Here is a 17,721-nt window from a genome sequence, read left to right on the forward strand (position 1 = left end):
GTCGGTCCACGCATGGACGAGGGGGTTCCGGACGCCGACGAGGTGCTTGCCAGCGCCGGCTTCGACGCCGACGAGAGCGTGTTGACGCGGCGGCAGGCGGAGGTGCTGGCGCTGCGCGAGCGCGGCGCCTCCCAGGCCGCCATCGCCGACCAGCTCGGGACGTCCCGCGCGAACATCTCGAAGGTGGAGGCGAGCGCGCGCGAGAACGTCGCGAAGTCCCGGGAGACGGTGGCGTTCGCGGAGGCGCTGCAGGCGCCGGTGCGCGTGGAAATCGACGCCGGCACGGACCTCTACGACGTGCCGGACATGGTGTACGCGGCCTGCGACGAGGCGAACGTGAAGGTCTCGCTGTCCGCTCCGGAAGTGATGAAGCGCGTCAGCGACGCCGCCGGGTCCGCCGTCCGAGGCCGTGGCGTGCACGCGCCGCTTCTGGTGTCGGTGACCAGCGACGGCGACATTCAAGTCCGAGAGGGCGACGGCGAGTAGCTCAGAACTGGTCGTCCGCGCGGAGTTCGGCGACGACCTCGCGGACGCGCTGGGCGTCGTCGGTCGGCACGACGAGCACGCGGTCGTCGAACGCCGCGACGACGAGGTCGTCCGCGCCGACGACGGAGATGTGTTTGTCGTCGCTCGCGAGGACGTTCCCCGACGCGTCGATGGCGAGTGTGTCGCCCAGCGTCGCGTTCTTCTCGTCGGCGAGGCGGAGTAGCGCGTCCCACGCTCCGACGTCGTCCCACTCGAAGTCCGCCGGAACGACGCGCACGTCGTCGGCGCGCTCCAAGACCGCGTAGTCGACGCTCACTGAATCGATCTCGTCGAACGCACCAGCGACGTCGCCCCCGGTTTCGAGCGCGTCAACGACCGACTCGAGCGGGCCGTCGCGGGCGACGTCGAGGAACGCGTCGGGCGTCCACACGAACATCCCCGCGTTCCAGTAGCAGCCCGCGTCGAGGAGTTCCTCGGCCGTTTCCTCGTCGGGCTTTTCGCGGAACTGGTCGACCGCGTAGTGGTCGCCGTGGTCGGTTCCGGGTTGAATGTAGCCGTAGCCGGTAGCGGGGCGGTCCGGCTCGATGCCGAGCGTGACGAGCGCGTCGGTGCGGGCGGCCACGTCGACGGCAGTCTCGGCCGTCGCGCGGAAGCCGTCGCCGACGACGTGGTCGCTGGGCAGGCAGAGCAGTACGGCGTCGGGGTGGCGCTCGCGGACTTCGCTTGCGGCGTACGCGAGCGCCGGGCCGGTGTCGCGGCCGGCTGGTTCGACGAGCACGGTCGCTTCGGGGACGATGTCGCGCACGCGGTCGGCGTACGAGTCGCGCGTGACGACGAACAGTTCGTCGACGAAGTCGGCGCGGTCGGCGGTCCGGCGGAGGAGACTGCGGTCGTCGTCCCCAAGCGCGAGGAACTGCTTCGGGCGGTGGCTGCGGCTCGCGGGGTAGAGCCGCGTGCCGGTGCCGCCAGCGAGCAGGACGGCGGCCGTGGTCACCACGCGGAACCACCGGGGTTCGCGTGCGGCATCTCGTCGCAGACCGTGGGCGAGCAGTGCATCGAGTCGGGCTTGCACGGCTCGCGTTATAGGCCTGTTCGCGCGGGGGATTGCGGCGACCGCGAGGCTTACCGGGCGCGGCCGCGTCGGAGCGGTCGTGTTCGACGCGGGATTCGCGGCGTTCGTGCTCGCTGCGGCTGCGCTCGTGCTCGCCCCCGGGCCCGACACCGTGCTGGTGCTCTCGGCGGGCGCGACCGGCGGTCAGCGAGCGGGTGCGCTCGCCGCGCTCGGCGTCAGCGCGGGCGTACTCGTCCACACCGGACTCGTGACCGTCGGTGTGGCCGCGCTGCTCGCCGCGTCGCCGGTGGCGTTCGCGGCGCTGAAGCTCTGTGGCGGCGCGTACCTCTGCTGGCTCGGCGTCCGGACGCTCGCCGGCGGCGGCAGCCTCGGAAGCGGGAGTGACGTCTCGCGGCCGTTCGTCGCGGGCGTGACGACGAACGTCCTCAACCCGAAAGTCGCGGTGTTCTTCCTCGCGTTCCTCCCGCAGTTCGTGGATGGCGGCGCGGCGACGAACGTCCCCGTGCTCGGTGGGACGTACGCGGTGCTCACGGCAGCGTATCTCGGTGCGGTCGGCGCGACGGCCGGCCGAGCGCGCAGCCTGTTCGAGGAGCGCGCCGTACTGCTACGCGTGGTATCCGGCGTCGCACTCCTCGTCCTCGGTGTTGGGGTGCTCGTCGAGGCGGTCCCGACCTCCACTTTCACCACGGTTACGACAATTTAAATACGGTAGCGCACCAACCCCAATACGTCTCCCACCGAAAACACGCGGAGACGAATACGACCATGAGCGACCTTTCAGACACCGCTACGGAGATACACGACGAGCTCTCCGAGCACGTCGACGCCACCGTCGACGACGTAGAAGCACGGCTAGAGAAACTGGTTTCCGAGTACAAAGTCCCGCTCGACGAGGCACGGCGCTCCGTCGAGAACCACTACCTCGACGAGGCCGGCCTCGACCGCGACGACCTCGCGGGCGGGGGCGGCAACGAGACCGTCGAAATCGAGGACGTCGACGAGCCCGAGCAGTGGGTCGACCTCACTGCGAAGGTCGTCGAACTCTGGGAGCCCCGCTCGGACTCCGTCGGGCAGGTCGGCCTGCTCGGCGACCCGACGGGCACCATCAAATTCACCAAGTGGGCCAAATCCGACCTCCAGGACCTCCAGGAGGGCCAGACCTACCGCCTCGGCAACGTCGTCACCGACGAGTACCAGGGCCGGTACTCCGTGAAGCTCAACCGCACGACCTCCATCCAGGAGGTCGACGAGGAGTTCGACGTCGGCGACAACGAGGACGAGGTCGAGGGCGCGCTGGTGGACATCCAGTCCGGGAGCGGGCTCATCAAGCGCTGCCCCGAGGAGGACTGCACGCGCGTCCTCCAGAACGGCCGCTGCAACGAGCACGGCGAAGTGGAGGGCGAGTTCGACCTCCGCATCAAGGGCGTGCTCGACGACGGCCGCGACGTCCACGAAGTCATCTTCGACGAGGAAGCGACCGAGGCGCTGACCGGCATCGGCCTCGAAGAAGCCAAACAGATGGCAAAGGACGCCCTCGACACCACCGTCGTCGCCGACGAGATGCGCGAGACGGTGCTCGGGCGCTACTACCGCGTGACCGGCCCGACGTTCGGCCGGTACGTGCTCGCCAACGACACCGAACAGCTGGGCGAGCCCGCGGACCCGGAAGCCGTCCTCATCGAAGCGAGGTCGATATAACATGAGTAACGCACCCACTCGCGAGGTCGCACGCCGCGCCTTCGCCGCCGAATTCAACGACGCCGAATTCACGTTCAAGGAGTCCGACGACGAGCGCGCGCCGCTGTACGCGCTGTTGCCGACCGGGGAGCGCGCGAACCGCGTGTTCGTCGTCGGCACGCTCACCGAGACCGAGGACATCGGCGAAGATTCGGAGTACTGGCGGGGCCGCGTCGTCGACCCGACCGGGACGTTCTTCGTGTACGCGGGCCAGTACCAGCCGGAAGCGGCGTCCGCGCTCCGCGACGCCGACACGCCGCAGTACGTCGCCGTGGTCGGGAAGCCGCGGACCTTCGAGACCGACGACGGGTCCGTGAACGTCTCCCTGCGGCCGGAGTCCATCACGGCCGTCGACGAGGCGACCCGGGACCGCTGGGTCGTCGAGACCGCCGAGCGCACGCTCGAACGCCTCGACGCGTTCGACGACGAGGGCAACGAGTACGCCGAGCGCGCCCGCGCCGAGTACGGCGAGGACGTCTCCCCGTACCGCCGCGCGCTCCTCGAAGCCTTGGAGGACTTCGATACCGAGGGCGACGTACCCGCCGACGCGTGACTGTCTGACAAACGCTTATAGGGCTCGTTTCCTTATCTGGCGGTAGATGGGGAACAAGAACAAGACCATCTCGTTCCGCGTGAACGAGGACACGTTCGACGCGCTCCGGGACATCGCCGAGGAGCGCGACCTCTCGCTGTCCGCCGTGTTCCGGGACTACGTCGACTCGCTGGTCGCCCACGACGGCCAGGTCCGGGTCGTCCCCGAGAACCAGCCCGAGTCCGTGGAGAGCGAGGAGTTCCCGCCGAAAGTCGAGGTCCCGAAGAGCTTCGTGCGCGAGCACGAGCGTCTCGAACTCGAAGCCGAACACCTCCGCGACCAGCTCGAGGAGCACAAGAAATACATCGACCACCTCCGCGAGCAGGTCGAGTCCGAGGGCGACGTCGAGGAAGTCATCCACCTCGAAGAGTTGGACGGCGACGACGACGAAGAGCCCTACCAGCTCGGGTAGCTACCGCGACAGTTCGCGTTTCTCTCTGGTCGCGCGCTCGGCCTGCTCCTGGCGGCCGTCCACCTCGGCGAGGTCCTCGACGGCTTCGAGCGTGCGGACCGCGTCGTCGAGGAACGAGTAGATGTCACCGGGGTAGGCGTACACCATGTAGTCCTGGGTCATCACGTCGACCATCGACTCGGGGTCCAGTCCCTGCGCGCGCAGTTCCAGGAGGTACTTGACGAACTTCCGCTCGGGGTGGCCACAGTAGGGGTTGGACTCGCAGCCGCAGTCCAGGAAGTCCTCGGAGAAGTCCAGCACTTTGTCGCGGGTGGCTTCGTCCAGGTCGGAGAGGTCGCCCGTGAAGAGGATGTCCAGGGTCGCGCCGCTGAACGCGCTCTTCGGGAAGCGCGTGTCTATCTGGGACGCTATCTGGCGGTGGTTCTTCACGTAGATTTTGTCCGTAACGGCCACAGTCACCCGACAGTAGGCGGCAGCCGTGGAAAAGCGTATCGTCCGGTCAGTCGCCGGCGAGTTCGTCGAAGAGGTCAGCGACCCGTTCGCGGACGTCGTCCCGAATCCGCGCGACCTCGGCCGGAGAGCGGCCGTCGGGGTCGTCGAGGTCCCAGTCTCGGTTCTCGCCCGCCCAGCCCGCCGGACAGACGTCCTCCGCGGAACAGCCCATCGTAATCACGTAGTCGGCGTCCCGGACTTCCTCGAAGGTGACTTCTCTGGGCGAGCGGTCTCCGATGTCGAAGCCAGCGTCGGCCATCGTAGCGACGACTTCCTCGTGCACGTGGTCGGCAGGGTCGGTCCCGCCGGTCACGAGGTCGATTTCGGATTCGAGCCCGCGGTTCGCGCGCTCGCGCTCGGCGAACGCGTACGCCATCTGAGAGCGGCCAGCGTTCTGCACGCAGACAAAGGCGAGCATAGTCGTTTCAGTCATCGGTGAGTGGGGCGTCGAGGCTACCGGTGGTGTGGTCTGTCCAGTCGTAGCGGCGCTGGAAGTACAGCGCGACGTTCACGAGCGCCAGGAGAACTGGCACTTCGATGAGCGGGCCGACGACGGTGGCGAACGCGACGCCGGAGCCGACGCCGAAGACGGCGACGGAGACGGCGATGGCGAGTTCGAAGTTGTTCGAGGCGGCGGTGAAGCCGATGGCGGTGGTGGTGGAGTAGTCCGCGCCGATGCCCTTCCCCATGCCGAAGCTCACGAGGAACATCACGACGAAGTAGACGGTGAGGGGGACCGCGACGAGCAAGACGTCGCCGGGCGCCGCGACGATGTTGTTCCCCTGCGTGGCGAACATCACGACGACGGTGAACAGCAGCGCGACGAGCGTCAGCGGGTCGATTTTCGGCACGAAGTCGTTCTCGTACCAGTCCTCGCTACGGAGCCGCGTGCCCGCGAACCGGGTGAGGAAGCCCGCGGCGAACGGGACGCCGAGGAAGACGACGATGGCCTCGAAGACCTGCATCGGAGTGACGTCGAAGGTGGTGATGCCGGCGGCGAGCGCGTCCAGCCCGAACGCCGACGGGAGCACGAGCGCGAACAGCCAGACGTAGACGCCGTACGTGAGAATCTGGAAGAGGCTGTTGAACGCCACGAGCCCGGTGACGTACTCCGTGGAGCCCTCCGCGAGTTCGTTCCAGACGAGTACCATCGCGATGCAGCGCGCCATCCCGATGAACACGAGTCCGAGGAAGTACTCGGGGCGCGCGGGCAGCCCGGGGACGACGCCGCCGAAGAAGACGACGGCGAGCCCGAACATCAGCGTCGGGCCGATGAGCCAGTTCTGCACGAGGCTCAGGCTGAGGATGCGCCAGTTGCTGAACACCGCGCGCAGTTGCGAGTAGTCGGCTTTCGCCAGCGGCGGGTACATCATCAACACCAGCCCGATTTCCACGAGGTGGAGGTCCTGAATGGGCTGTGTGACCGACGGCGCGGCGTAGCCGAGGCCGACGCCGGCAGCCATCGCAGCGAAAATCCAGACAGTGAGGTACTTGTCGAGGACGTCCATCGAGCGCGGGTCGCCGCAGGCCTCGCAGCCGCAGTTCGGGCCGTGCTCGTGAGCGCTACTCATCAGTCTCCCCGCGGTCGGCGGCGGCGAAGAGGTCGTCCGCGAGCGCGGTGGTGTCGTAGTACCGCCAGTTGCCGTCCTTCCGCCGGGTGACGAGTCCGGCGTCGACGAGGTCCGAGAGCGCGTGGCTGACGGCGCTGTCGGAGACGTCGACGAGCGGTTCGAGCTCGCAGACGCAACGCTCGCCGTCGCTGGCGGCGAGCACGCGCGCGAGCCGGTAGCGGGTGTCGTTGCCGAGCACCGCGAACACGGACTGGGTGTCGTCGTCGAACGCGTCGTCAGCGAGCCCGTGGAGTTCGTCGAGCCGCCGCTCGACGTCGCCGTCGCAGCACTCGCCGAGTTCGTCGGTGAGCAGTCGTCGCAGCCGGTCGGCACTCTGAGCCATACGCCTACCTGAATTCTCGTTCAGATAGTCGTTCCGATGTGAACTGTCGTTCAGATAACGTGGGTGGCCCGGCGCGTGTCGTAACGTATTTGAATTCCAGTCGGCTAGAGATGGATGCAGTGTCCGGGGTAGGGTAGTGGACTATCCTTCAGCCTTGTGGAGGCTGAGACGCGGGTTCGATTCTCGCCCCTGGACCTTTTCATATACTCGAGCCACACAGCGACCGCTGTGCGCGCGCATCTGAACGCGTGCCACGCCACGGCAACGACTTTACACGTTCGCTACGCGTCACCGGTATGCGACGCAGAGCCCTCCTCGCCGGCTTCGCAGCCGGCACGACGACCGTCCTGGCCGGCTGCACGGACGCCGGGAGCCTGTTCGGCGACCCGGTGCAGGAAACCCGCGAGCAGTACTTCGACGTGCCCGACGGCACCCGAATTCGCGTCGAGAACACGAACGGCGACGTGGACGTGACCGGTCGCGACAGGCCGGATGGGAGCGTCGACGCGACGGTGACAGTGCCCGGCGAGAGCCGCCTCGACGACGTGACCGTCGCAGTGGACGAGGGCGGCGACGAGGTCACAGTCGCCGTCGACATCGGGGGTGACACCAGCCGTGTGAGCGTCGACCTCGACCTGTTAGTTCCCGAGGATGCCGCGATGGCAGCCGTAGAGACGGAGAACGGCCACGTCGAGGTGCGGGACGTATCGGGCGTGGGCACGGCGCGCTCGGCGAACGGGAACGTAACCGTCCGGAATGCAGGCCCCGTCTCGACGGTGTCGAGCGCGAACGGTGACGTCGCCGCGGACGTGCCGGCGCCGCTCCCCGGCGACGTGCTGGTGCGCACCGAGAACGGGAATGTCGAGGCGGCGCTGTCGCCGGACGTCGACGCGACGCTGGACGCGCGGACGGAGACGAAATACGTGGAAATCGAGGACGTAGAGGTTCAGAACCGGAGCGGCGACAACGCACACGTCACGGGGACGCTCGGGGACGGCACCCACGACGTGACGATGCGGACGACGAACGGCCGCATCGAGATTCGGGCGCTCCAGTAGTCAGGGCGCGGACTGGCCGCTCGCGCCGGGTATTTTGGGCTCCTCGCTGACGCCCGTCGACTGGATGATGTCGAAGGCAGTCATGAGGTCCGTGCGGGAGACGAGCCCGACCATCTCGTCGGCCTTGTCGACGACGACGAGGCGGCCGACGCCGTGCTCCTGCATGGCGTCGAGGGCGTCCATCGCGTTGCTGGACTGGGAAATCGTGTAGACTTCCTCGGACATGACGTCCTCGACGTGGATGGCGTCGCGTTCGACCGGGTCGACGTCCCGGGCGTCGTCGAGCGTGACCATGCCGACGACGCTGCCGTTGCGCATGACGGGGTAGCCGGTGTGGCGTTCTTCGAGCATGCGCTCCATGAGTTCGGCGACGGAGTCGTCGGCCTCGACGGTGTGGACGTCGTGGGTCATGATGTCGGCGACGCTGACGTCCTGGAAGACGGCGTTCATGACGGTGCGCTGGGCTTCGCCGGACGCGCCGATGTAGATGAAGAAGGCGATGGCGATGAGGATGAGGTTGAACCCGAGCAGGCCGACGATGCCGAGCAGGAGCGCGAACAGCTTCCCGACCTCGGCGGCAATCTGGGTGGCGCGGGCGAACGAGCGCTTGCGGGCGAGCAGCGCGCGGAGGACGCGGCCGCCGTCCATCGGGAAGCCGGGCAGGAGGTTGAACGCGGCGAGCGCGAAGTTCATCAGCGCGAGGTAGCCGAAGACGAACCGGAACGTGTCCAGTGACGCTGGCAAGAAGTGGAGCGCGCCGAACGACAAGACGCCGAGCGCGATGCTGACGATGGGGCCGGCGATGGCGATGAGCAGTTCCTGGCTCCACTCCTCGGGCTGGTCGGAGAGGCTGGCGATGCCGCCGAGAATCCACAGCGTGATGGAGTCGATGGGGAACCCGAAGTGCATCGCGACGACGCTGTGCCCGAGTTCGTGGAGGACGACGCCGGCGAACAGGCCGACGGCCGCGGCGATGCCGAGGTACCACCGCATGTTGCCGTCGGTGAGCGCGGCGGCGTCGAGGTTCGCGTTGAACGGCACGCTGTTGAGCGTCTCTATCCAGACGTCGACCTGCATCCCGATGAGGTAGGCGAACACCGGGAGAATCAGCAGGAACGTGACGTCGAGTTTTATCGGGATGCCGAACGCGCTCCCGATTTTGAAACTTCGCATACCCAACGATACCGGGGCGTCCCGCTTAAAAGCGGGGGCGGCTGTCCCACACGAGCACCGACGGCCGGGTCAGTAGGCCGCCCGGAGGACTGCTTCCACGTCGTCGGTCGTGAGGTCGAGGTCAGGTGGCGCGTTCGCCATGAAGGCGTCCGCGACGACAGTCTCGGCGACCGCAGGGAACTCGCTGGGCTCGGGACCAGCGACGTCGGCCAGCGAGTCGGGGAGGCCGAGGGCGTCCCGAACGTCCGCGACAGCCTCCACGACCGCTTCGGCGGGGTCGTCGGCATCCGCAGCGCCGAGCGCGTTCGCGAGCAGGTCGCGGCGACCGTCCACTTCCGCGAAGAGGTGGCGGAGGACGTGCGGCGCGACGACGGCATGGGCAGCGCCCTGCTGGACCGCGTAGCCGTCGGTGAGTCCGTGCCCGAACGCGTGAATCACGGAGAGCGTCGTCTCTCCCGGCCGCGAGATGCCGTACTGGACGAGCAACAGCCCCTCCAAGACGGGTTCGAGGGTATCGGCGTCCACGCTGCCACGCCCTAACTCGCGCAGGCCGTCGGCGAGAAGCCCGAGCCCGCGGGCAGCCGTCGCGTCCGTGACGGGCGTCGCGTTCGCGGCGTACAACGTCTCGATGCCCTTGTCGAAGCCGTTCATCGCGGAGCCGACGAGCACGTCCCGGGGCGTGGTGGCGACGAGCGCGGGGTCGTAGCAGACCGCGCACGGCATCAGCCGGCGGTCCGAGAGCCCCCCGCTGACAGGCACGTCGACCAGCCCGGACTCGGGGTGAGCGTTCAGTCCAGCGACCACGGAGAGGTCCGCGCCAGCGAGCGTGGTCGGCACGGCGACGATTGGTTCGAGGTCGCCGTCGGCGGAGAGCGTCCCGGTCTCGGCGAACTCCCGGGCGGCTGCCTCGGCGTCTTGGCCGCCCGTAGCGAGTACGCTGACGGCTTTCGCGACGTCGAGACTACTGCCGCCGCCGAGCGCGACGAGCACGTCGGCGTCGTGCTCGCGGTACGCGTCCCGGGCGTCGAGCGCGGTCGAGAGCCGCTTCTCGGGCGTCGTCTCGTCGAAGACGCCAGCCAGTTTGTCGCCCAGCCCGTCACGAATCGGCTCCATCACGGCGGGCGTGCTGCCGACGGTTGACCCGCAGACGACGAGCGCGCGCTCGAACCCCTGCCGGTCGAGTTCGTCGGCGAGGTCGGCGACGCTGTCGGTGCCGTACCGGAGCACGCCGGGGTCGTAGTCGAAGCGGAACGGCTCGCCGACGCGGTCGTTCGTGGCTGGGTTGGTCACGCTACGCCCCTCCGTTCTCTGGGTGGGGTGGTTCGAACTCGGGGAGCGCGGCCTCGATTTCGGCGCGCTCGGCCTCCAGCCACTCCGGGAGTACGAGACTGGACCCGAGGTCCTCGACGTCCTCGTCGACGTCGAAGCCGGGGCCGTCGGTCGCGATTTCGAAGAGCACGCCGCCGGGCTCGCGGCAGTACAGCGACTGGAAGTACTTCCGGTCGATGGGGCCGCTGGCGGAGAGGCCGTGGTCGGCGTAGGCTTCCTTGTACGCCTCAAGTTCGTCGACGTTCTCGGCGGTGAACGCGACGTGGTGGACGGTGCCGACGCCCATCGTGCCGCGGCCCGCGTCCGTCTGCACGAGGTCCAGAATCGAGTGCGGGCCGCCCGCAGGCGTCTGGTAGCGCCGGCGGTCGCCGTCGTCGCCGACGTGCTCGTAGCCCAGTACCTCGGTGAGAATCTCCTCGGTGGGGCCGAAGTCGCGGACTGCGAGCGTGACGCTGTGGAACCCGCGCAGTTGGTGGTTCTCGGGGACCGGGCCGTCGGGCCACGGCACCGCGTCGGAGTCGCGTGCGTGCTCGCTGGCGACGAGTTCGAGGCCGATGCCGTCCGGGTCCGAGAACCGGATGACGGTGTCGCCGAAGCGCTCGGACTCTTCGACGGCGACGCCCTGTTCGTCGAGGCGCTGGACCCAGAAGTCCACGGACTCGGGCGGAATCAAGTACGCGGTGTCCCGCGTCTGGCCCGCGCCGAACTGCCCGTCGCGGCCGCTGTCGCTCCACGGGAAGAATGTGATGTTCGTCCCGGGCGTCCCCTCGTAGTCGCCGAAGTAGAAGTGGTACGTGTTGGTGTCGTCGTGGTTGACGGTGCGCTTGACGAAGCGCAGGCCGAGCGTCTCGACGTAGAAGTCGGCGTTCGCCTGCGGGTCGCCCGCGATGGCCGTGACGTGGTGGAGTCCCGGCGTCGAATCTGTCATGCACCGACGTAGGCGGCCCACACACGTATAGCCACGTTAGACGGCACTGTCACCGGGTGACGCCTCCGTCACCACCGGACGGGGAGGCCAGCGAACGGTTAACACGCCGGCGGGCGAACGCGACGTATGACCTGCCCGCACCTGGAGTACCGCGAGGAGGGCGACGGCCACGAATTCGACACCGCGCGGGCGTACTGCACGATTACCGAGGAGTTCGTCCAGCCGATGCGCGCGGACGTCTGCAACGACCGCTACGGCCTCGACCACGCCGCGCACTGCGAGATATTCCGCGAGCACGAGGGCCAGTCGTGAGTTACGAATCGTTCCTCGCGGGCGACCCCGTCGTCGTGACGGCGGCGCTGACCGGCGGCGTCCACGGGAAGGAAGCGAACCCGAACGTCCCGGAGACGCCCGAGGAGATCGGACGCGCGGCCGCGGCAGCCGAGGACGCTGGCGCTGCGGTCGTCCACGTTCACGCGCGGAAGCCCAACGGCGAGCGCTCGTTCGCGACCGAGGACTTCCAGGCCATCGACGACGCCATCCGCGAGCACGCCGCCGACGTGATAATCCAGCACTCGACGGGCGGCACTGGCGCACCCGACGAACTCCGACACGAGCCGCTTCGCACGGACCCCGCGCCGGAGATGGCGAGCCTCGACATGGGGCCGCTGAACCGCTACGACCACCTCACGAGCGAGAACACCCGCGGGCTCGTGGACTCACTGTACGACGAGATGGACGAGCGCGGCATCAAGCCCGAGTTGGAGGTGTTCAACGACGGCCACCTCAACGAGGTCCATGGCCTGCTCGAGCGCCGCGACCTCGCCGACCCCGTCTACGCCACGCTGATTTTCGGGCCGGGCACGCTCACCCGGCCACGCCCCCGGAACTTCCTGAACCTCGTGTCGAACCTCCCCGATGGCGCGGCGTTCAACACGCTCGGGTTCGGCCCACACCAGCTCCCGTTCGCCACAATGGGCATCATGTTCGGCGGACACGTCCGCGTCGGCCTCGAGGACAACGTCTACTACGAAAAGGGCGAACTCGCGGAGAGCAACGCCCAACTCGTCGAGCGCGTGGTCGGCGTCGCGGAGACGCTCGGTCGCCCGGTCGCGTCGCCAGCCGAAGCCCGCGAGGTCCTCGGCCTCCGGGACGGTGACGCCTAAGGCCCGGGACCGCCACGGTACGTGTATGACGACTTCCGAGACCGCGAGCCACGTGGTTCGCCGCGCTGCCGACATCGAGTACGAGACCGTGGACGCCGCCGAGGGCATGCGGAAGGGCGTGCTGCTGGACGACACCGATGGAGCGCCCCACTTCGCGATGCGGCGGTTCGTCCTCGAACCGGGCGCGAGCGTCCCCGAGCACACGAACGAAGTCGAACACGAGCAGTACGTGCTCGCGGGCGAGTACACGGTCGGCATCGAGGGCGAGACCTACGAGGTGAGCGCCGGCGACAGCCTCCTCATCCCCGCGGGCGCGGTCCACTGGTACGACAACCCCGGCGACGAGGAAGGCGCGTTCGTCTGCGTCGTCCCGAACGGCGACGACGCCATCGAACTCGTGGAGTAGCGACGACACCGACCACCGCCGACAGCGACTGAACAACCGACACCGGGTGGACTGAAAGGGGCGGCACGGTCGCCGAACCCCGGCGACGTGAGCACGCGAATGAAGTGAGCGCGCGCAGCGAGCCGCGGGAGGCGACCGCGTCGAGGCTTTCGAGGACACGTCGAAAACACCGATAGTGAGCACGACCAATACGCGAAGACCTAGCAAGCGAATCGCTGAAATACCGTCCTCCCGTACGTTGGTTCGTGTCTGAGCAGGTCCAGCGCGTGGATACGTTGTTCCTCCACGAGACCGGAGACGACTACTTGGCGGTCGCCCAGCGGAGCGGCGACCGGTTGTTCCGCGCGAAACTGGAGTTAACGGAACGGGATGCGGGGCCGCGGCCCGGACGATTTCGCGTGAAGACGGGGAGCGGCGAGGAGCCGCGCAGCCCCGACCAGTTCGTGGACATCGCGCGGCGCGCGGACCGTATTCGCATCAGCGAGCAAACGAGCCGGAGCGGCCGCGAGGAGGTCCGGGAGATGCTGGACGCCTACCAGCAGGACGCGAAGGTCGTGCGGACGTGCCGGTACTGCGCGGGGAAGGGGCGGTACTCGCCCATCACGTCGGAGACGGCCATCGAGGCGGACGGCGAGTTCATCTGTCAGGACTGCGCGATTCGCGAATTGGAGCGCGAGCTATCGTTCAACGGTGGCATGACGGGCGCGGCGCAGGACCGCCTCGAAGAACTCCTGCTGGAGGAGCAGGACCTCGACCGCATCACCGGGCTACTGGGCGGGAACCTCGACCCGGACTTGACGAAGTTCGACGAGGTGAGCGCGACGACCGACGAGGTCGACCCGGTGCCGGTCGACAGCCTCGACCTCCACCCGGACGTGAAGGAACTGTTGACGGCGCGCTTCGACGAGTTGCTGCCCGTGCAGAGCCTCTCCGTGGAGAACGGGCTGCTCGACGGCGAGGACCAGCTGGTGGTGTCGGCGACGGCGACCGGGAAGACGCTCGTCGGGGAGATGGCGGGGCTGCACCGCCACCTCTCCGGGAAGGGGAAGATGCTGTTCCTGGTGCCGCTGGTCGCGCTCGCGAACCAGAAGCACGAGGACTTCAAGGACGAGTACGGCGACCTGGCGAACGTCACGATTCGCGTGGGGTCGTCGCGGATTCGGGACGACGGCCACGCGTTCGACCCGTCGGCGGACATCATCGTCGGGACGTACGAGGGCATCGACCACGCGCTCCGCACGGGGAAGGACCTCGGCGACGTCGGGACGGTGGTCATCGACGAGGTGCACACGCTCAAGGAGGACGAACGCGGCCACCGCCTCGACGGCCTCATCTCGCGGCTGAAGTACTACTGCGAGCAGCGCGAACAGCAGTACCGCAACTACGAGGGCGCGCAGTGGATCTACCTCTCGGCGACCGTCGGCAACCCCGGCGAACTCGCGCGGGGGATGCGCGCGAACCTCGTGGAGTTCGAGGAGCGCCCGATTCCCATCGAACGCCACGTGACGTTCGCGGAGGGCAACGAGAAGCCCGACATCGAGAACAAACTCGTGCGCCGGGAGTTCGACAAGGAGTCCTCGAAGGGGTACAAGGGCCAGACCATCATCTTCACGAACTCCCGCCGGCGCTGCCACGAAATCTCGCGAAAACTGGACTACCCCTCCGCCGCGTACCACGCGGGGCTGGACTACGGCGAGCGCAAGTCCGTCGAGCGCCGGTTCGGGAATCAGGACCTCTCGGCGGTCGTGACGACGGCGGCGCTCGCGGCTGGCGTCGACTTCCCCGCCTCGCAGGTCATCTTCGACACGCTCGCGATGGGCATCGAGTGGCTCTCCGTTCAGGAGTTCGAGCAGATGCTCGGGCGCGCGGGCCGCCCCGACTACCACGACCGCGGGAAGGTGTACATGCTCGTCGAACCCGACGCCTCCTACCACTCCTCGATGGAGGGCACGGAGGAGGAAATCGCGTTCAAACTCCTCAAGGGCGAGATGGAGGACGTCGTCACGCACTACGACGAGACCGCGGCCGTCGAGGAGACGCTGGCGAACGTCACGGTCGGCGGGAAGGCCGCCAAGCGCCTCAACGACCGGATGCTCGGCGAAGTGCCGACCAAGCACGCGCTCGGGAAACTCCTCGAGTACGACTTCGTCGACGGCTTCGAGCCGACGCCGCTCGGGCGCGCGGTGACGACGCACTTCCTCGAACCCGGCGCGGCGTTCACGATTCTGGACGGCGTGCGCAAGGAGAAACACCCCTACGACATCGTCGCGGACATCGAGTTGCGCGGCGAACAGCAGTAGTCCGGCGCGCCCGCTGGCGGGTCGCGCCTGCCGTTCGATTTTAACCGGAGGCGTGTGAACGGGTCGCACATGACTCTGGTCGCCGCGGCTGGACTGGCCGCGCTCTCGGTCGCCGCCGCCGGGCTCGTGCTCTACGCCGCGTGGCGCGCGGAACCGTCCCGCGACGCACAACCGACGCCGCCGAGCGACGGGAACGCGCTCGCGGACGGCGGCGAGCGCGCCAGCGGCCCGGCCGACGCCGAACCCGACGGCGGCGAACCCGCCGAGTCGGGCTACCTCCTCGGAACTTCCGCGTCGCACAAACTGAGCGGCGTCACGCGCTGGCTGACGACGGTCGACCACAAGGACATCGGGCTGCTGTACCTCGCGTTCGCCGCGACCGCGTTCCTCTGGGGCGGCACGGACGCGATGATGATGCGCACCGAACTGTACGACCCGGCGGTCTCCGTCTGGGACGAACACACGTACAACGCCCTGTTCACGATGCACGGGCTCACGATGCTGTTCCTGTTCGGGACGCCCGCGCTCGCCGGCCTCGGGAACTACCTGCTCCCGCTGTTTATCGGCGCCGACGACATGGCGTTCCCCCGCATCAACGCCATCGCCTTCTGGCTGCTCGTGCCCGCGCTCGTGCTCATGCGCGCCGGCCTGCTCTCGGACGTCCTCGGCCACGTCTTCGTCGCGGGCGGCCTCGGGGCCCTGGGCGAACAACTGCTCGCGCTCGCGCCGCCCGCGACCGGGTGGACGTTCTACGCGCCGCTGTCCGTGCAACTCGAACTCCCGACGGTGAGCGTCGTCCTGCTGGGCTTGCACCTCTCGGGGGTCGCCACCACGATGTCCGCCATCAACTTCATCGCGACCATCTTCACCGAGCGCGAGGTGTCGTGGCGCGAACTCGACATTTTCTCGTGGACGATGCTCACCCAGTCCGGCCTCATTCTGTTCGCGTTCCCGCTGCTGGGCAGCGCGCTCGTCATGCTCCTGTTAGACCGCACCGTCGGCACGACGTTCTTCGCCATTCAGGGCGGGAGCCCCATTCTCTGGCAACACCTGTTCTGGTTCTTCGGCCACCCCGAAGTGTACATACTGGTGTTGCCGCCGATGGGTATCGTCAGCCTCCTCGTCCCCAAGTTCTCGGGGCGGAAGCTGTTCGGGTTCAAATTCGTCGTCTACTCGACGCTGGCGATTGGGGTGCTCTCGTTCGGCGTGTGGGCCCATCACATGTTCACGACTGGTATCGACCCGCGGCTCCGCGCTAGCTTCATGGCCGTCTCCATCGCCATCGCCGTGCCGTCGGCGGTGAAGGTGTTCAACTGGATTACGACGATGTGGAACGGCCACGTCCGCCTCACCGCGCCGATGCTGTTCTGCATCGGCGGCATCGGGACGTTCATCGTCGGCGGCGTCACCGGCATCTTCCTCGCCGCCATCCCCATCGACCTCCTGTTGCACGACACCTACTACGTCGTCGGCCACTTCCACTTCATCATCATGGGGCTCATCTCGTTCGCGGTGTTCGCGGGCGTCTACTACTGGTACCCCCTCGTCGTCGGCAAACACACCGACTACCGGCTCTCCGTCGCGCACTTCCTGCTCACGACCGTGGGCATCGTGCTCGCGTTCGGCCCGATGATGATTATGGGCCAGGAAGGGCTGCCGCGGCGGTACGCCTCCTACCCCGCGGAGTTCGCGGGCCTCCAGCAGGTCGCGACGCTCGGCGCGATTCTCATCGCGCTCGGCACCGTCGTCTGGCTGTTCAACCTCGTGCAGTCCTACCGGATGGGCGAACCCGTCACCACGGACGACCCCTGGGACCTCCGCGAGCACGGCGACGACCGCACCGCGGAGTGGGACGAACTCCCCTACGGGCGCGGGTAATCAGACGTCTTCGAGGGAGTGGTAGACCGCGCCGAGCGTGAAGCCGTAGAGGAGGTGCGCGAACAGCGTGAAGGAGAGGTGGAGCGCGCCCTCCAGGGAGGTGAGGTCCGGCGACGCGACCACGACGTACACCACCCACAGCGGGATGCTGAACGCCATCCCTCGAATCGCGGGGTCGCCGCCGCCCGGCACCGTCGAGAGCACGCTTTCGAGGCGCACGAACACCAGCGGGAAGAGTACCATCCCCGCCAGCAGGAACACGAACAACCCCAGCACGGGCTGGTCGGAGACGCCCGCGTACCGCGCTATCGCCGGGCCGACGCCCAGCTCGAAGCGCGCCTCGACCTCCGCGATGACGAGCACCACGGACATCACGATCGTCCCGGCGACACCACCACCAATCGCGCGTCGTATCGGGTCCATGCGTTGTCACCTCCTCAGACCACCAGCGGCACCGCCAACAGCCCCGGCACGAACGCCACCCCCAGCGTCGCCAGCAGGATGACGAGTATCGCGCCCGGCAGCCCGCCGATTGCCACCACGAGCAACACCAGCGGCGTCACCGCCACCTGCGCGCCCAGGAACTCCGCGATGAGGATGACGACGAGCCCCACGACCGCGTTGACGATGAACGGCTTCACCGCGCGAATCACGCGGTACGCGCCGAACAACGCCACCAGTACGAGGACCGCGAGCCCGACCTCCAGCATCGTTGGCATACGTACCCGTGTGACACCCA

21 protein-coding genes and 1 tRNA gene are annotated in these 17,721 nt (G+C 68.0%); 12 read left to right on the plus strand and 10 right to left on the minus strand.

All coding sequences use genetic code 11. The features are described 5' to 3' along the window. Positions 1–12: 12 nt before the first annotated feature. Positions 13–486, plus strand: coding sequence for a Tfx family DNA-binding protein (locus LPA46_RS06045; RefSeq protein ID WP_230891824.1), 474 nt, complete (start codon positions 13–15; stop codon positions 484–486). A gap of 1 nt (position 487) precedes the next feature. Here LPA46_RS06045 and LPA46_RS06050 read toward each other — a convergent pair whose 3' ends face one another. Then, entirely contained in the window at positions 488–1,483 is a 996-nt protein-coding gene (locus LPA46_RS06050) for a mannose-1-phosphate guanylyltransferase (protein ID WP_230892065.1), read from the minus strand. A gap of 154 nt (positions 1,484–1,637) precedes the next feature. On the opposite strand from LPA46_RS06050, the gene LPA46_RS06055 reads away from it, so the two are divergent. The 4 genes from LPA46_RS06055 (at position 1,638) to LPA46_RS06070 (ending at position 4,299) form a co-directional block, all read left to right on the plus strand. Further along, complete coding sequence (locus LPA46_RS06055; RefSeq protein ID WP_230891825.1) at positions 1,638–2,261, plus strand: LysE family translocator; 624 nt, start codon at positions 1,638–1,640, stop codon at positions 2,259–2,261. A 62-nt stretch (positions 2,262–2,323) separates the two neighbouring features. After that, entirely contained in the window at positions 2,324–3,256 is a 933-nt protein-coding gene (locus LPA46_RS06060) for a replication factor A (protein WP_230888151.1), read from the plus strand. Position 3,257: 1 nt separating this feature from the next. Next, positions 3,258–3,848 (plus strand): RPA family protein, encoded by a 591-nt coding sequence (locus LPA46_RS06065; RefSeq protein ID WP_230888152.1) that lies wholly within the window; start codon positions 3,258–3,260, stop codon positions 3,846–3,848. A 46-nt stretch (positions 3,849–3,894) separates the two neighbouring features. Further along, the gene (locus LPA46_RS06070) at positions 3,895–4,299 is read left to right on the plus strand and encodes a CopG family transcriptional regulator (protein ID WP_230888153.1); all 405 of its coding nucleotides are present in this window, start codon (positions 3,895–3,897) and stop codon (positions 4,297–4,299) included. Here LPA46_RS06070 and LPA46_RS06075 read toward each other — a convergent pair whose 3' ends face one another. From LPA46_RS06075 to LPA46_RS06090, 4 genes are read right to left on the minus strand one after another with little or no spacing between them, the layout of a single operon-like run. After that, positions 4,300–4,752, minus strand: coding sequence for a DUF5814 domain-containing protein (locus LPA46_RS06075; RefSeq protein WP_230888154.1), 453 nt, complete (start codon positions 4,750–4,752; stop codon positions 4,300–4,302). It lies immediately after the preceding gene. A 46-nt stretch (positions 4,753–4,798) separates the two neighbouring features. Next, positions 4,799–5,224 carry an arsenate-mycothiol transferase ArsC gene (locus tag LPA46_RS06080; RefSeq protein WP_230888155.1) on the minus strand — a complete coding sequence of 142 codons (426 nt, stop codon included), beginning with the start codon at positions 5,222–5,224 and terminating at the stop codon, positions 4,799–4,801. Continuing rightward, positions 5,217–6,362 (minus strand): ACR3 family arsenite efflux transporter, encoded by a 1,146-nt coding sequence (gene arsB, locus LPA46_RS06085; protein ID WP_330166325.1) that lies wholly within the window; start codon positions 6,360–6,362, stop codon positions 5,217–5,219. The genes LPA46_RS06080 and arsB overlap by 8 nt, the downstream gene beginning before the upstream one ends. Further along, positions 6,355–6,744, minus strand: a complete 390-nt coding sequence (locus LPA46_RS06090; RefSeq protein WP_230888156.1) for an ArsR/SmtB family transcription factor — start codon at positions 6,742–6,744, stop codon at positions 6,355–6,357. Before LPA46_RS06090 ends, arsB begins: the two co-directional genes overlap by 8 nt. Before the next feature lie 122 nt (positions 6,745–6,866). Here LPA46_RS06090 and LPA46_RS06095 point away from each other — a divergent pair. Both LPA46_RS06095 and LPA46_RS06100 read left to right on the plus strand, forming a co-directional pair. Continuing rightward, positions 6,867–6,939 (plus strand) — tRNA-His (locus LPA46_RS06095). A gap of 101 nt (positions 6,940–7,040) precedes the next feature. Then, positions 7,041–7,802 (plus strand): DUF4097 family beta strand repeat-containing protein, encoded by a 762-nt coding sequence (locus LPA46_RS06100; RefSeq protein WP_230891826.1) that lies wholly within the window; start codon positions 7,041–7,043, stop codon positions 7,800–7,802. Here LPA46_RS06100 and LPA46_RS06105 read toward each other — a convergent pair whose 3' ends face one another. The 3 genes from LPA46_RS06105 to LPA46_RS06115 form a co-directional block, all read right to left on the minus strand. Then, positions 7,803–8,975, minus strand: a complete 1,173-nt coding sequence (locus tag LPA46_RS06105; RefSeq protein WP_230891827.1) for a CBS domain-containing protein — start codon at positions 8,973–8,975, stop codon at positions 7,803–7,805. A 69-nt stretch (positions 8,976–9,044) separates the two neighbouring features. Beyond that, on the minus strand, positions 9,045–10,265 hold the full coding sequence (locus LPA46_RS06110) for an iron-containing alcohol dehydrogenase family protein (protein WP_230891828.1): 1,221 nt from the start codon (positions 10,263–10,265) through the stop codon (positions 9,045–9,047). 1 nt (position 10,266) lies between these two features. Next, positions 10,267–11,232 carry a ring-cleaving dioxygenase gene (locus LPA46_RS06115; protein WP_230891829.1) on the minus strand — a complete coding sequence of 322 codons (966 nt, stop codon included), beginning with the start codon at positions 11,230–11,232 and terminating at the stop codon, positions 10,267–10,269. A 126-nt stretch (positions 11,233–11,358) separates the two neighbouring features. On the opposite strand from LPA46_RS06115, the gene LPA46_RS06120 reads away from it, so the two are divergent. From LPA46_RS06120 to LPA46_RS06140, 5 genes are all read left to right on the plus strand, one after another. Next, entirely contained in the window at positions 11,359–11,544 is a 186-nt protein-coding gene (locus LPA46_RS06120) for a hypothetical protein (RefSeq protein WP_230891830.1), read from the plus strand. Further along, complete coding sequence (locus LPA46_RS06125; RefSeq protein WP_230891831.1) at positions 11,541–12,398, plus strand: 3-keto-5-aminohexanoate cleavage protein; 858 nt, start codon at positions 11,541–11,543, stop codon at positions 12,396–12,398. Before LPA46_RS06120 ends, LPA46_RS06125 begins: the two co-directional genes overlap by 4 nt. Before the next feature lie 25 nt (positions 12,399–12,423). Next, a complete protein-coding gene (locus tag LPA46_RS06130) occupies positions 12,424–12,804 on the plus strand; it encodes a cupin domain-containing protein (RefSeq protein ID WP_230891832.1) in 381 nt (126 codons plus the stop codon). 245 nt (positions 12,805–13,049) lie between these two features. Next, entirely contained in the window at positions 13,050–15,104 is a 2,055-nt protein-coding gene (locus tag LPA46_RS06135) for a DEAD/DEAH box helicase (RefSeq protein ID WP_230891833.1), read from the plus strand. Positions 15,105–15,173: 69 nt separating this feature from the next. Beyond that, on the plus strand, positions 15,174–16,982 hold the full coding sequence (locus LPA46_RS06140) for a cbb3-type cytochrome c oxidase subunit I (RefSeq protein WP_230891834.1): 1,809 nt from the start codon (positions 15,174–15,176) through the stop codon (positions 16,980–16,982). On the opposite strand, the gene LPA46_RS06145 is transcribed toward LPA46_RS06140, so the two are convergent. Together LPA46_RS06145 and LPA46_RS06150 are read right to left on the minus strand one after the other, a co-directional pair. Further along, positions 16,983–17,405 carry a DUF6789 family protein gene (locus tag LPA46_RS06145; protein ID WP_230891835.1) on the minus strand — a complete coding sequence of 141 codons (423 nt, stop codon included), beginning with the start codon at positions 17,403–17,405 and terminating at the stop codon, positions 16,983–16,985. A gap of 14 nt (positions 17,406–17,419) precedes the next feature. Beyond that, a complete protein-coding gene (locus LPA46_RS06150) occupies positions 17,420–17,701 on the minus strand; it encodes a pro-sigmaK processing inhibitor BofA family protein (protein WP_230891836.1) in 282 nt (93 codons plus the stop codon). Between the last annotated feature and the right edge of the window lie 20 nt (positions 17,702–17,721).

It is taken from the genome of Halobacterium sp. KA-6 (assembly GCF_021029015.1).
Lineage (GTDB): Archaea > Halobacteriota > Halobacteria > Halobacteriales > Halobacteriaceae > Halobacterium.

Bases quoted from the DNA above. Each gene is read 5' to 3' on its own strand.
- LPA46_RS06150 (WP_230891836.1), bottom strand. From the start codon at position 17,701: ATGCCAACGATGCTGGAGGTCGGGCTCGCGGTCCTCGTACTGGTGGCG.
- LPA46_RS06130 (WP_230891832.1), top strand. From the start codon at position 12,424: ATGACGACTTCCGAGACCGCGAGCCACGTGGTTCGCCGCGCTGCCGAC.
- LPA46_RS06115 (WP_230891829.1), bottom strand. From the start codon at position 11,232: ATGACAGATTCGACGCCGGGACTCCACCACGTCACGGCCATCGCGGGC.
- LPA46_RS06100 (WP_230891826.1), top strand. From the start codon at position 7,041: ATGCGACGCAGAGCCCTCCTCGCCGGCTTCGCAGCCGGCACGACGACC.
- LPA46_RS06065 (WP_230888152.1), top strand. From the start codon at position 3,258: ATGAGTAACGCACCCACTCGCGAGGTCGCACGCCGCGCCTTCGCCGCC.
- LPA46_RS06045 (WP_230891824.1), top strand. From the start codon at position 13: ATGGACGAGGGGGTTCCGGACGCCGACGAGGTGCTTGCCAGCGCCGGC.
- LPA46_RS06090 (WP_230888156.1), bottom strand. From the start codon at position 6,744: ATGGCTCAGAGTGCCGACCGGCTGCGACGACTGCTCACCGACGAACTC.
- LPA46_RS06080 (WP_230888155.1), bottom strand. From the start codon at position 5,224: ATGACTGAAACGACTATGCTCGCCTTTGTCTGCGTGCAGAACGCTGGC.
- LPA46_RS06060 (WP_230888151.1), top strand. From the start codon at position 2,324: ATGAGCGACCTTTCAGACACCGCTACGGAGATACACGACGAGCTCTCC.
- arsB (WP_330166325.1), bottom strand. From the start codon at position 6,362: ATGAGTAGCGCTCACGAGCACGGCCCGAACTGCGGCTGCGAGGCCTGC.
- LPA46_RS06140 (WP_230891834.1), top strand. From the start codon at position 15,174: ATGACTCTGGTCGCCGCGGCTGGACTGGCCGCGCTCTCGGTCGCCGCC.
- LPA46_RS06105 (WP_230891827.1), bottom strand. From the start codon at position 8,975: ATGCGAAGTTTCAAAATCGGGAGCGCGTTCGGCATCCCGATAAAACTC.
- LPA46_RS06070 (WP_230888153.1), top strand. From the start codon at position 3,895: ATGGGGAACAAGAACAAGACCATCTCGTTCCGCGTGAACGAGGACACG.
- LPA46_RS06120 (WP_230891830.1), top strand. From the start codon at position 11,359: ATGACCTGCCCGCACCTGGAGTACCGCGAGGAGGGCGACGGCCACGAA.
- LPA46_RS06145 (WP_230891835.1), bottom strand. From the start codon at position 17,405: ATGGACCCGATACGACGCGCGATTGGTGGTGGTGTCGCCGGGACGATC.